Consider the following 13232-nt stretch of genomic DNA (forward strand, 5'->3'; position numbering starts at 1 on the left):
AAATTTTTATGAATTATTTGGCTACCAAATAATTAGTCCCCTCTATTTAAAAATTAATCAACCTATTACAAAAACTCAGTCATTAGTGAGAATAAATCGGTTGAGCTAACTTTGTACTCCTCATTACTCTGTAAATACAAATTCAACAGCTAAAGGTTTAGCTGCTTGTAGCGCATCCAAGGAGGAGTTATGCGTACAACAACAAAAGCCCTACAAGGGCTTAATCCAACCGTTACTATTGTTTCTAAAGTATTGCTCTTTATCTTTATCGCTTTTTGTATTTTTAAAGAAAAGCAAGCAGGCGAATATTTCCAGCTAATTTCAGACGTACTTTTACAGAATGCAAAATGGTATCTCCTACTCCTAGCTACTGCGTTACTAGCTTTTCTTATTTATTTATGTATGAGTCGTTATGGTCATATACGCTTAGGAAAAGATAACGAGAAGCCCGAATATAGCAATATCGCATGGATCTGTATGCTCTTCTCTTGCGGAATGGGTATCGGTCTTATGTTTTGGTCTGTAGCAGAGCCAATTAGTCATTATGCAAGTAATCCTTTTACAAAAGGACTTTCAGATGAATCTGCTAGAATGGCAATGCAATTGACTTTCTTCCACTGGGGATTACACCCATGGGGATTATTTTGTTTATCAGCTGTAGCATTAGGATATTTCGCTTATCGTAAAGATTTACCATTAGCTTGCCGCTCTATCTTACATCCATTTATCGGCGATAAGATTTATGGGCCCATTGGCAATTTTGTAGACATCATCACTATTGTAATTACTGCTTTTGGAGTCTCACAAGCAGTAAGTATGGGAATTTTAGAACTTAATGTGGGTTTAAATCATAGTTTTGGAATTAATATCGACGTTAAGATCCAATTAGTTTTAGTGCTTGTTTTAGGTGTCTTAGCAACTCTTTCGTTATTATCTGCAATTAGTAAAGGATTTAAATTTATTGCTGAAGGCAATATGGTTTTATCTTATTTCTTAGTCATTGCTGTTATCTTTATCGGCTCATCTAGATATATCTTTAATACATTCTTTGAAGGTCTAGGTGATTATTTCCAAAATATTGTAGGTATGAGTTTATGGAGTGATGCACAAAAAGATTCAGGTTGGCAAAGTGGGTGGACAGCTTACTACTGGCCATGGTGGATGACATGGGGTCCTTTTGTAGGTTTATTTATTGCCCGTATTTCTCGTGGCCGTACTATACGCGAAGTGATTCTAGGTTCTCTTGCTGCTCCAACATTACTTACCTTTATCTGGATTGCTGCATTTGGTGGCGCTGCACTCAAAATTGAAAAAGCCAATCATCAACCTGTTGCTCAAGAATTAGTTGTTACTACCACACAGTCGAATACTCCTGTAGAGAAAACGACTAAACATGAGATGACGATTGCTGAAGCAACTAAAGAAGATCCTGCACGTGCGGTATTCGTGTTCTTTGACCATATCTCAACCAATCATACAACTACACTGTTTCTTAGCGCGTTACTGTGTTTATTGTTATCTATCCACATTATTACTATTGCCAACTCTGGAGCTTTAGTTTTATGTTTCCTAGATACAAATGGTTCAACCAATCCCTCCGTAACTATTCGCTTAATTTGGGCCACTATTATTCCCTTAGTAAGCGGTGGATTGCTCTTAGCTGGTGGGCTATCAGCAATTAAAACTGCCTGTGTAATAGCTGGTTTCCCAATCTCAATCTTACTTGGAATAATGTGTGTTTCTCTTATGAAGAGTTTACGGCGTGATCCTCAGGCTTGGGTCATGATGCCAGAACATGTTCGTCCTGAATTCTGTAAAACTGAAACGCAGAATAAGGATGAAAAAGCAGAACAGAAAGTTCCACTGATTATTGAAAATTAAGTACCAATAAAAAGAGCTCTATTGAGCTCTTTTTTATTTCTTAAATTTTAATTTAAACCCTTTTGCCCAACTTGTCCTGGTAACTGATCTAGTAGCCAACTGCGGAAATGCTTAACACTAGAAGGAATCACTCCCCTATCTGCTGGTTCTAGCATACTGAAATTTGCTTGAGTACGAAGAACGGTATCAACTGGTCTAACTAAAGCACCACTTTGTAAATAATCATCCACGAGTGAACCCCACGCCAAAGCCACACCCTGACCATTAATTGCCGCCTGTAAAAGCATTGGATAGTTATTGATATTCACCCTATTTTTTGGTTTTACAATAGGATAATTTACTGCTTCAAACCACTCAGACCAAGTAATCCAATCCTTCTGGGCATCATCTAAGTATAATAAGGCTTTTCCAAAAATCTCTTCTGGAGAACTATCTTCTTTAAATTGAGCAAGATAATTTGGACTACAAACAGGAAAAACCTCTTCAGGAAATAAAGTAGTAACTCTCATACCTGCTGGAGGAACACGGCAATAAAATAATGCCAAATCGAAATCCATTTTGTGCAAATCTGAAATATTGTCTGTCGTTAAAATTCTTAAATCAACGCCCTCATTATTCTGTTGAAAAGCAGCAACTTTCGGTAGTAACCAAAGAGCAGCCATAGCATTGGTCGTAGCCACAGTTATTTGATGCTCTCCTTGCCATTTCTTGATTTCAGCAGTAGCCTGAGCAACATCTAATAAAGCACTATAGATCGTTTGATAGTATTGGAGTCCGGTAGGAGTTAGGGAAATATTTCGATTAGCTCTTAAGAATAATTCCTTACCTAAGTATTCTTCGAGCTGTCGAATTTGTCGACTGATAGCGCCTTGAGTAACATTCAATTCATTTGCAGCTTTTGTAAAACTGAGGTGGCGTGCGGCTGCCTCGAATACAATTAAGCTGTTCATTGGCGGCAATGGCTTAATTTTCATGGACACTCCTAATTTGTCCCATTTCTTAAAAACTCTTTTCCAACTCGAGTTCTTTTATCCAGCTATTTACTATAAAAACAAACTTTTAATATTGTAATAGTAAGTAGCCAGATATTCTCGTCACAAATGGTGTGAATTTCTTCAATTATGATCCATTTCTCAGGAAAGCCCTAAAATCTCATAAATATAATTTAATAAAAAGTGAGTAAAAGTATTCAATCTATGAGTTTTTCTCATGCAATATAAATAAATTTCATAGCTTCCCCAATAAAGATATAAACGCAAATCATTTATTTATTCTGTGCATTTATATTTTATAGGATTAAAAATAGATTTCTCTTTTCAATACAAAAATTTGTCTAATCCCTAACTTTTATATAAACCAATAAAAAAGCCCTAAACCATTATAGTTTAGGGCTTTTTCAGTCATATAAAGCGATTCGAGTTTATATGACTTTAAATCTTGGTAGGCATATCCAGACTCGAACTGGAGACCTCTACGATGTCAACGTAGCGCTCTAACCAACTGAGCTATACGCCTAAGATGGAAAGCATCATATTCATTTTTCAAAAGCAAAACAAGTGATTTACCAGTGAAAAAAATACAAATGAGCAGACTTTGAGCAAACTCTTTTTCATTTCCCAAAAAGTAAAACGGTACATGGTTCAACCACATACCGTCTTTATTTAGCCAAATATCAAGGTCAACTTAACAAGGGCACTTCTTCAAATTACCACCTGCAGATGGGTATCTTGCATCAACACAATGTCGATAGAAAGTTTGTGCATCCATAGGCGTTAAATCTGGATGATGGGCTTTCATATGCTCCAGATACGTTTGATAGTCCGGCACACCAACCATGAGTCGGAAGCTTTGCTGTAAACGCTGCCACAAGGTTGCGATACGTGACCAGTTCTTTGGAGAGAGCAATATCTCTTTTTGCGAAAGCACGGTCATTTTGATGATTTTCGCAATAATGACAGTACCATTTTTTGCAAATTTAAAATTCATCTTTATTCTCCTCGAGTCGTAACCACTTCAGGATCGGTATATACCGCAGGTGCTTCATTTACAGTCGGTGTTGGACTTGCTAAAGCACGGCGAACAATACCAATTGAGGCAATAATCATGACAATCGATACAATCATAAAGAAGCCACAAAGTGCAGCATTAATCTGGTTCGACATCACAATAGTTTGCATTTCGGCAATGGTTTTTGCAGGCTTAAGAATTTCACCGCGAGCAATCGCATCGGAGAACTTATGTGCTTGAGCTAAGAAACCGATTTTCGGGTTTTCGTGGAAAATCTTCTGCCACCCTGCTGTCATACAGGTAATGAACAAGAAAATGGTTGGAATGATCGTCACCCACACATACTTCTCTTTTTTCATTTTGAACAGAATCACGGTACCTAAAATGAGTGCCATCGAAGCCAGCATTTGGTTACCCACACCAAATAGAGGCCATAATGAGTTGACGCCACCAAGTGGGTCAATCACACCTTGATAGACGAAGAAGCCCCATCCACCTACCGCAACGGCTGTACCTAACAAGTTACCAAAGAATGAACCTGAAGATTTAACCGCCGGAATAACAATACCAACCGTGTCTTGCACCATAAAACGACAAGCACGTGTTCCTGCATCTACCGCAGTTAAAATGAACAATGCTTCAAATAAAATCGCAAAGTGATACCAGAATGCCATCATGGCACGGCTGTTAAAGATTTCAGAAATGATATGAGCCATACCAATAGCAAAGGTAGGCGCACCACCTGTACGTGAAAGGATTGAGCTTTCACCCACTTCTTGAGCTAAAACTGTCAACATTTCAGGCGTAACAACAAAGCCTAGATTACGTACAGCTTCCGCTGCAGATTCTACGGTTGTGCCGAGCACTGCTGCTGGCGCATTAATCGCAAAGTACACACCTGGGTCTAATACTGTCGCACAGATCATCGCCATGATCCCGACAAAAGACTCCATAAGCATACCGCCGTAACCGATCATGCGGATATTGACTTCATTATCAACAAGTTTTGGTGTCGTACCACTCGATACCAGCGCATGGAAACCTGAAATGGCACCACAGGCAATGGTAATAAATAAGAACGGGAATAAGCTACCTGAGAAAACCGGACCTGTACCGTCAATAAAATGGGTAACAGCAGGCATTTTAAGGTCAGGCAATGCAATCACAATACCGACTGCCAAACCAAGAATAACCCCGATTTTAAGGAAAGTAGATAAATAATCACGTGGTGCTAATAACAACCAAACTGGTAGTACCGATGCGATAAAACCATAAATGATGAGACACCAAGTGAGCTGTGTTCCAGTTAAAGTGAAGAACTCACCCCAATATGGATCTGCGGCAACATGTCCACCATACACAATTGCCAGCATCATTAAAACGAAGCCAATAATTGAAACTTCCGCAATGCGTCCCGGACGAATAAAGCGCATGTAAACGCCCATGAACAATGCAATTGGAATAGTGGCTGCAATACTAAAGACACCCCACGGACTATGTGCAAGTGCTTTCACAACCACTAAAGCCAATACCGCAAGGATAATAATCATTACCCCAAGTGCGCCCAACATGACCACAATACCGGCAAAAGGACCAAGCTCCTGCTTTGCCATTTCACCCAGTGAACGGCCATCACGGCGTGTTGATATAAATAAAACTAGAAAGTCTTGTACCGCACCCGCCAGAACCACACCAACCAATAACCAGATGGTGCCCGGTAAAAAGCCCATTTGTGCAGCCAAAATCGGCCCGACTAATGGCCCTGCGCCGGCAATCGCGGCAAAGTGGTGTCCAAACAGTACATACTTATTTGTTGGCACATAGTCTAAGCCATCGGCTAAACGATGTGCAGGAGTTAACCGTCTCGGGTTTAATTCAAATACTTTAGTTGCAATAAATAGACTATAAAATCGATATGCGATGCTATACACACATGCAGCTGCCAGTACCAACCATACTGCATTAACATGTTCACCACGACTTAGCGCCAGCATCCCGAAAGAAATAGCACCTATAATTGCTACTAGGCTCCAGACCAATTTGGAGGGAAGCGTAGATTTCGCTTGCATTGTGTCCATTCTTAACCTCTCAATAAATAATTACAGCAGTTTTATATTGTTATGTACTGTTCTCTGCTCAATCCTTGTGACTCTACTCCTCCTTTGTTCTTTTTCCTCTTATACTTTCGCATAAAAAAAGGGATGATTGACATCATCCCTTCGATAATAGTTTATTTTTTAACTATTATGCACGCTCTAAATACTCACCAGTACGAGTATCTACACGAACGCTTTCTTCTTGCTGAACAAATAACGGAACACGAACAACCGCACCTGTTTCAAGCTTAGCTGGCTTACCGCCACCGCCAGAAGTATCACCACGTACGCCCGGATCAGTTTCAACAACTTTCAACACAACGAAGTTAGGTGCATTTACGTTTAAAGGAACGCCGTTGAATAACATGATTGTACATGTTTCATTTGAGTCGTCTTTTAACCATTTAGCAGCATCACCCATTGCAGTTTTGTCAGCTGCAATTTGTTCGAAGCTTTCTGGGTCCATGAAGTGCCACATTTCGCCATCGTTGTATAGGTAGTTCATTTCTACTTCTACGATGTCAGCAGCTTCTAAAGTATCACCAGATTTAAAAGTTTTTTCTAAAACTTTACCAGTTTTAAGGTTACGTAATTTTACACGGTTGAACGCTTGGCCTTTACCCGGTTTTACGTATTCGTTTTCCATGATTGAACATGGGTTACTATCAAGCATGACCTTAAGGCCTGGCTTGAAATCATTTGTAGAATAATTGGCCATGACTGGCACACTCCAAACTTAACAAGTCAACTATGCGATATAATGCGCTGTTGCATTATCTTAATCGTGTCGCATGATAAACTATTTACACCAAGAGCAAAACTGGCAATCACAACTCAGTGACCTTATTACCGATCCTTTAGAGTTGTTGAACCTGCTCGAGTTATCCACTGATCAGCTATTATCAGGGGCGATTCTGGCTTCTGAAAAGTTTAAATTGCGTGTTCCGCGTGCGTTCGTCGGAAAAATGAACGCTAAAGATCCTCTTGATCCGCTTTTACTCCAAGTGCTGCCACATCATTTAGAACTTGAGGAACATCCTGAGTTTGTCACCGACCCTTTAGGTGAAGAAGCAGCCAATCAGTTACCGGGTGTTTTACATAAATATAAATCTCGTTTTTTACTGACTTTGACCGGTGCATGTGCGGTCCATTGCCGTTACTGCTTCCGCCGTCACTTTCCTTATCAGGAAAATTTACCTAAAAATGAAGATTGGCTAAACATTAAAAATTATATCGAGTCGAACCCCGATATTAACGAAGTGATTTTAAGCGGAGGTGACCCTCTTACGCTTTCTAACCGTAAATTAGCGCTTTGGCTAGAACGTTTATCATCTCTCAAACAAGTGAAGATTCTGAGAATTCATTCACGCGTTCCAATTGTCATTCCAAACCGTATCGACGAAGAGCTTATTTCTTTATTAAAAAACAGTAGGCTGCGTATTATTCTGGTGGTACACTCAAACCATGCTTCTGAACTCGATGACTTTACTTGTTCAAAATTGTTACAGCTATCTGAACACCACATTACTGTTCTAAATCAGGCAGTATTGCTTAAAGGGGTGAATGATTCTGCTCAAACTTTAACTGATTTAAGTTATCGTCTATTTGAAGCTCGCGTTATGCCATATTACTTACATGTATTAGATAAAGTAAAAGGCGCACAACATTTTGATTTAATACCATCTGAAATAGATGCGATATATCAAGACGTGTTAGCGAGCCTACCAGGATATTTGGTTCCTAAACTCGTCAGGGAAATTGCGGGCGAAAAGAATAAAACACCGCTTTTTGGGGCTACAACTTTTTGAGTTATATAATAAGTGATGATGAATAATGCACTTTCGGACATTTTTCACAATCAAACCGCACTTACTCGTGAACGGTTAAGCTTTTGTGAAGCCAACATTAAAGATCTTAATGAGTGGGTCACTACCCTTTCTATTATGCAATTGGGTGATACTTCAAAAGCGCTATTTACAGCAATTTTGGAGCTGAATGAGTTAAATTGTAGTGAAACCTTACGCTTTGACTTAATTCAGACACTTCACCCAACCATTAATAATGTGTTGGCGAGTTTAGAAAAAAACTTCTTTAACCAAGGCGTCATTAGTACTGACCGTAACGAGCATATTATTGAACTGGCCATGCTTCTGCGCTGTTATTTTGCCAGTATTTATTTAAATATTGCGCAAACAAGCCACGAACAGCTACAAAAACAGAAGTTTTCTTTGTTCTCTTTTAAACAAAAGAAAAATTTACAAACCGCACGAATTCTGGCGACATTCCACGCATTGCAGCAGTTGACCAATCTTTTATATCAACAGCATATGCTCTATAGCGAACCTGTCAAAGGTCAATGGTTAATTGCTCACCAGCTTTACGAAACAGCGGTTCAATACAAATATCATTTAACCAATATTAATCATATTCAAGGTGTACAGCATCCGCTAGCCAATATTACGCAGGCTTATGCACAGCTTATTTTATTAGATATTTTTAACACCAATCAGATTCGCCAGTCAGAAATTCAGGCCTTGTTTCAATGTAGTTTTGATTGGGCACGCATGATTCAGATCTTGCCGAAAGACACTGCTTCAACAAAGTATGTGGTCGACCCAACTAAAGATCATCCGCCTGTATATAACAAGAAACAAAGCTCAAATTTCAATCCAAGTATTTTTATTAGCACGCAAGCTTTGCTTGAGCATGTTACTGCCACCATGCATAAAAATGCTCAATATATGTCTAAAAATGAAAAGATTTATTTAAGTCCCGCATTAAAGTTTCACGTTCAAACGATTTTGGGCACCACAGCACAGCGCCGTCATGAGCGTTATGAATATAATGCAGCTTTACAAATTTGTTTTGGCTTAAGTACCGCACATTTCTATTTGTCTAAAGCCAAAAACTTTGAAGAAACGCTACAACTGAGTAATAACTATAATTTACAAAGTGAATCGAAAGTTTTATCCAATTTAGAGAAAAAAGAACAACAAACCTCGTCTTATCAACGCTTAAGCCGTGAGAGTAAAACCATTTATCAAACTACCGTGCTTGATATTAGTGTTAATGGCTATCGTATTAAATGGTCCGGCGAAGCACCTAAAAACTTAAGAACCGGCGAATATATTTTGGTGAAGGAAACGCTACATGGTCAGTGGCGTGGCGGTGTAATTCGCTGGATTAAGCAATCTACAGAAAAAAGTCTGGAACTGGGTTTAGAAATTCTTTCACAGGCCATGTTCCCTTGCGCTGTACATATTCAGGCAGAGCGTCATACGCGTAATTATCACCCTGCACTATTACTACAAACTCAAAACCTAGAAGAAATACAAAACACGCTTATTTTACCGGGGTCTCAAATTTTTAGAGAGCAACAAACAATTCATTTACGATTGGGGACAGAAGAAATCAAAGTGTATCTACTCAAAGCACAACTCATTACTCAAAGTTTTATTCAATTTCAATTTGAGCTTCTGAATGAGCAGCAACAGTACCTGCTTGATCAGTTCATGCTGAAAAAGAATAACACCGTGAATAGCCAAGATTTATGGGAAGCATTAAAGTGAGAAACTCTTTACTATCTAAAAGGTTAAAACGTACTGAAATACGTTTACTCATTATTGATGATAACCAGTTACGTTATAACCAAATTTTAAATTTATTATCGGGGAATGATTATCAAGTTAATGCCTTATTACTTGATGATTTAAAAAGTTTTGAAAAGCAGCTCAATACATCTTGGGATGTCATTATTTTTGGTCGCGCCTATGATTTGAAAATTGAACAAACTCTCTCCCTTGTTCAAGCCTCAGAACAGCCGCAGCTTCCAATATTACTTTTACAGCCAGATGATTACCAAGCGCAGCAATATCAAAGCTATATTCAAAAAGGGATTTATGATGTAGTCCCATTAGAACCGCTAGATTATTTCTATATTACGCTGGTTCGGGCACTGTCATACAGCCGCCTTTTACAGACGGAACAACGTCTTTTGGCCGAGCTTGATACCATTCATACGCATACGCAAACGCTGGTCGACAACAGCCATAAAGCGGTTGCTATTTTTCAAGAAGGCATCCACATTAAGGCAAATACCGAATATTTGAATCTTTTTGGTTTTCAACAAGAAGAAGACATTATTGGATTACCGATTTTAGATGTCTTACAGCCCAACGATTTAAATATTTTTAAACAGCGATTTAAGAAAATTTCTTTAGGCCAGTTTGATCAGGCACGCTTTGAAATCCAGAGTCAGCATCAGGCTATTTCGGGTAATAATGCGCTAAAACTCGAGTTTATTCCAAGCCAAGAAGAAGACGCGGTACAACTCACCATCGACTATCAAGTTGATCTAACTACTCCAGCAAATAGTGCTCCGTCCGAAAAAAGTGTTGGGTTGAGTGCAGCTTGGCCGCAGATTAATCGTCATTTATCGACCCACCCTGCCCAAGCAAACGCCGTTGTTTTATTTAGACTTGCACAGTGCCCAGAACGAATTTTTCAACAGGGTTGGCAAACTTTAGGACAATATTTCAATCAGCTCCATGGTTTTTTAAAAGACCATGCACAGATGCCGATTTTCCAAGTCGACTTGGGTAGTTATGTCGGGATTTTACAAGCCGAAAATAGTTCAGTTTTAAACTCACAGCTGACGAGTTTACAAACTTTGCAAAAAGAACATTTGTTAAAAGTGAATGAGCAAAACTTTTCAGTACAGTTAAAGCTTGGTTATGCTTTTCTCAACCAGCCCTTAACTGAGAACTCTTTTAACTCACTGCTGAATGAGGCTGAAAAACAGGATTTACCTCAGGTTACACCTCAACTTGAAGTAATGCCAACAGTAGAAAAAACGGTTTCACCGAGCATTGAAGCGGTTCCTCTTGATTTAACAATTGAACATTTTGACCATACGCCTCAGTCCTCTTTACTCCAGCAGTTAAGACAAAAATTAGCTCAGGGCGAAATACATCTGAAGTACCAGCAAATTTACGATAAGCATGACCAAGAAACTCACAACTATGAAGTGACAAGTGGTTTTATTGCGGGTGAACAATGGTATGACTTAAATGATTTAAGTGATCTTAAAGAAGATGCAGAACTTTCAATTCAGTTAGACCGCTGGATATTGGTAGAAGCGTGTAAACAGCTTCATAATTTCATTGCTCAGTATCCTAAAGCGAAACTCATTATTAACCTTAATATTGATATTTTGCTGAAAGATAAAACATTCCCTGAGCTGATTTCCAAACTACTAACTATTATCGGAAGTAAAATTGAAAGCCCACTGATTTTGCAATTTTCAGAACAAGCTCTTCAGCCTTATCTTCCAATTGCTCAACAGCACATTGCTCGCTTACGCCAACATGGTGCGGAAATTTCAATTCGAGATTTTGCTTCTTCTATGTATAGCGATTCAATATTACAGCAGCTTGATATTCAACTTGTAAAATTACAGTCCAGCAAAACTGATCTATTAAGCTCAGACCAAGGGCTTAATAACTTGCAAGAAAAAATATTGAACTATTTGACTGTAAAACCGATTGGAATTTTATTAGCTCACTTGAATGATATGAACCTGTTTGCCAATGCATGGAATGTAGAAGCGCGCTTTCTACAAGGTGATTATTTTCAGAAAAAACTTGACCGCTTAACAGACGTACAAGACCAATAATGGTCTTGTATATTAAAAACAAAAAACGGGCATAAGCCCGTTTTTTGTTTCGTTTTGAAGTATTAACGCTTGATAGAGCGAGACATACCAGCAAAACGTTGTTTGAATTTGTCGATACGACCACCAGTGTCTACATTCTTTTGTTTACCAGTGTAGAAAGGGTGGCAAGCTGAACATACGTCAAGGTAAATAGTTTCTTTACCTAAAGCAGAACGAGTTTCGATTACGTTACCGCAAGAACAAGTTGCAACTAATTTTTCATATTTTGGGTGAATATCGGCGCGCATCGTCGATTACTCCTAATTGAAGAAAGGCTTAAGCTGTCATCGCAATTGATCACTCTCAATTAAATTGAGGAAAGCTTTTACAAGCAGATCAACACCACAACAGACCATTCTTTTGGCCCACCGAAACCTCAAGGGTTAGAGCTAAGCACAACAAGTGGGCAGTATTATACGCCATATAATTTTTTTTTGCGAATTAATCTTGGGATTTAGCCAAGTAATTTGCAATCACCCCACAGACCATTAACTGGATTTGGTGAAAGATCATAATTGGTAAAACGATCATACCTAAAGGTTGGCCAATAAATAAGATTTGTGCCATAGGTACACCACTGGCCAAGGTCTTTTTTGAGCCACAAAAGAACACTGTAATTTGATCAGCTCGGTTAAAACCAAAAGCGCGCGGTAAATAAAGTGCAAGCAGCATAATAATGGTGAGTAAAATAGAACAAGCAATGGTCAAAAGCAGTAAGGTTTTCCAACTCACCTGATGCCAAAGCCCCGCAACCACTGCCCCACTAAATGCACCATAGACCACCATCAAAATTGAACCTTGGTCAAATGCTTTTACAATACTTGGTACTTTTGCCATATATGGAAAAACATAGGGACGAAGTAATTGCCCTAAAACAAAAGGCACTAATAGCAACAAAGTAATTTGTATAATTGAAGATGTAGGATCAAATCCGTGCTGACTTTGTCCTAAAATAAAGAAACTGACTAAAACTGGCGTAATAAACATACCTACCAAGTTTGAGAAAGATGCACTACATACCGCCCCTGCCACATTCCCTTTTGCAACTGAAGTAAATGCAATAGAAGACTGAACAGTAGATGGCAAGAAACACATAAACAAAAAACCCCAATAGAGCTGCTGCCCTAATAAAGGTAAAAGAATAGGTTTAGCCAATAAACCAATAGCAGGAAAAATAAAGAACGTAATTGCAAATACCAGTAAGTGCATTTTCCAATGCAAAATACCTTCAATGACTGCCTCACGAGACAGCTTGGCACCATGCAAGAAAAATAAAATAGCAATCGCGACTGTAGTTAATGTATTGAAATACTGCGCAGCTTGACCACTGACTGGAAAAAAAGTTGCTAGTAGTACCATGCCAACCAACAAAATTGTAAATCGATCAAGTGCCAAGAACTTCAGCATGTTCACATCCTATGATTATTTTAGATAAAGAAAAGCCCAGTTGATAAATTGACCATTTGGTCAAGCCTTCATCATACTGGGCTATAGAAATAAAGCTAGACTTTTAAGACCTAAATCTTAAAGCGCCT

General features: G+C 38.7%; 10 protein-coding genes and 1 tRNA gene. 4 read left to right on the top strand and 7 right to left on the bottom strand.

Translation table 11 applies throughout. The annotated features are described in order from the left end of the window. Nucleotides 1–189 precede the first annotated feature (189 nt). A complete protein-coding gene (locus tag R5R67_RS07170) occupies nucleotides 190–1881 on the top strand; it encodes a BCCT family transporter (protein ID WP_001261048.1) in 1692 nt (563 codons plus the stop codon). Nucleotides 1882–1928: 47 nt separating this feature from the next. Here R5R67_RS07170 and R5R67_RS07175 read toward each other — a convergent pair whose 3' ends face one another. The 5 genes from R5R67_RS07175 to efp form a co-directional block, all read right to left on the bottom strand. Continuing rightward, nucleotides 1929–2855, bottom strand: coding sequence for a LysR substrate-binding domain-containing protein (locus tag R5R67_RS07175; protein ID WP_000695008.1), 927 nt, complete (start codon nucleotides 2853–2855; stop codon nucleotides 1929–1931). A 464-nt stretch (nucleotides 2856–3319) separates the two neighbouring features. Then, nucleotides 3320–3396, bottom strand: a tRNA-Val gene (locus tag R5R67_RS07180). A 168-nt stretch (nucleotides 3397–3564) separates the two neighbouring features. Continuing rightward, nucleotides 3565–3867, bottom strand: coding sequence for a YbdD/YjiX family protein (locus tag R5R67_RS07185; RefSeq protein ID WP_001009532.1), 303 nt, complete (start codon nucleotides 3865–3867; stop codon nucleotides 3565–3567). A 2-nt stretch (nucleotides 3868–3869) separates the two neighbouring features. Next, nucleotides 3870–5966: a carbon starvation CstA family protein gene (locus R5R67_RS07190; protein WP_000380470.1), complete on the bottom strand. Its 2097-nt coding sequence runs from the start codon at nucleotides 5964–5966 to the stop codon at nucleotides 3870–3872. A 166-nt stretch (nucleotides 5967–6132) separates the two neighbouring features. Further along, nucleotides 6133–6702 carry an elongation factor P gene (gene efp, locus R5R67_RS07195; protein ID WP_000035083.1) on the bottom strand — a complete coding sequence of 190 codons (570 nt, stop codon included), beginning with the start codon at nucleotides 6700–6702 and terminating at the stop codon, nucleotides 6133–6135. Nucleotides 6703–6775: 73 nt separating this feature from the next. On the opposite strand from efp, the gene epmB reads away from it, so the two are divergent. From epmB to R5R67_RS07210, 3 genes are read left to right on the top strand one after another with little or no spacing between them, the layout of a single operon-like run. Beyond that, nucleotides 6776–7792, top strand: a complete 1017-nt coding sequence (gene epmB / locus R5R67_RS07200) for an EF-P beta-lysylation protein EpmB (RefSeq protein WP_000611579.1) — start codon at nucleotides 6776–6778, stop codon at nucleotides 7790–7792. Nucleotides 7793–7807: 15 nt separating this feature from the next. Then, a complete protein-coding gene (locus R5R67_RS07205; RefSeq protein WP_000981543.1) occupies nucleotides 7808–9553 on the top strand; it encodes a hypothetical protein in 1746 nt (581 codons plus the stop codon). Continuing rightward, nucleotides 9550–11658 (top strand): EAL domain-containing protein, encoded by a 2109-nt coding sequence (locus R5R67_RS07210; protein ID WP_002040112.1) that lies wholly within the window; start codon nucleotides 9550–9552, stop codon nucleotides 11656–11658. Before R5R67_RS07205 ends, R5R67_RS07210 begins: the two co-directional genes overlap by 4 nt. Before the next feature lie 62 nt (nucleotides 11659–11720). Here the strand turns inward: R5R67_RS07210 and rpmE are convergent, their stop codons facing one another. Together rpmE and R5R67_RS07220 are read right to left on the bottom strand one after the other, a co-directional pair. Further along, a complete protein-coding gene (gene rpmE / locus R5R67_RS07215) occupies nucleotides 11721–11945 on the bottom strand; it encodes a 50S ribosomal protein L31 (protein ID WP_001200845.1) in 225 nt (74 codons plus the stop codon). Between the two features lie 193 nt (nucleotides 11946–12138). Then, on the bottom strand, nucleotides 12139–13110 hold the full coding sequence (locus R5R67_RS07220; RefSeq protein WP_171061237.1) for a bile acid:sodium symporter family protein: 972 nt from the start codon (nucleotides 13108–13110) through the stop codon (nucleotides 12139–12141). Nucleotides 13111–13232: the final 122 nt, after the last annotated feature.

This window comes from Acinetobacter sp. OYA S30, from assembly GCF_033599315.1.
Lineage (GTDB): Bacteria > Pseudomonadota > Gammaproteobacteria > Pseudomonadales > Moraxellaceae > Acinetobacter > Acinetobacter baumannii.

Excerpts from the sequence above, each read along its gene's own strand:
- R5R67_RS07170 (WP_001261048.1), top strand. The coding sequence starts at position 190 with ATGCGTACAACAACAAAAGCCCTACAAGGGCTTAATCCAACCGTTACT.
- rpmE (WP_001200845.1), bottom strand. The coding sequence starts at position 11,945 with ATGCGCGCCGATATTCACCCAAAATATGAAAAATTAGTTGCAACTTGT.
- efp (WP_000035083.1), bottom strand. The coding sequence starts at position 6,702 with ATGGCCAATTATTCTACAAATGATTTCAAGCCAGGCCTTAAGGTCATG.
- R5R67_RS07185 (WP_001009532.1), bottom strand. The coding sequence starts at position 3,867 with ATGAATTTTAAATTTGCAAAAAATGGTACTGTCATTATTGCGAAAATC.
- R5R67_RS07205 (WP_000981543.1), top strand. The coding sequence starts at position 7,808 with ATGATGAATAATGCACTTTCGGACATTTTTCACAATCAAACCGCACTT.
- R5R67_RS07175 (WP_000695008.1), bottom strand. The coding sequence starts at position 2,855 with ATGAAAATTAAGCCATTGCCGCCAATGAACAGCTTAATTGTATTCGAG.
- epmB (WP_000611579.1), top strand. The coding sequence starts at position 6,776 with ATGATAAACTATTTACACCAAGAGCAAAACTGGCAATCACAACTCAGT.
- R5R67_RS07190 (WP_000380470.1), bottom strand. The coding sequence starts at position 5,966 with ATGGACACAATGCAAGCGAAATCTACGCTTCCCTCCAAATTGGTCTGG.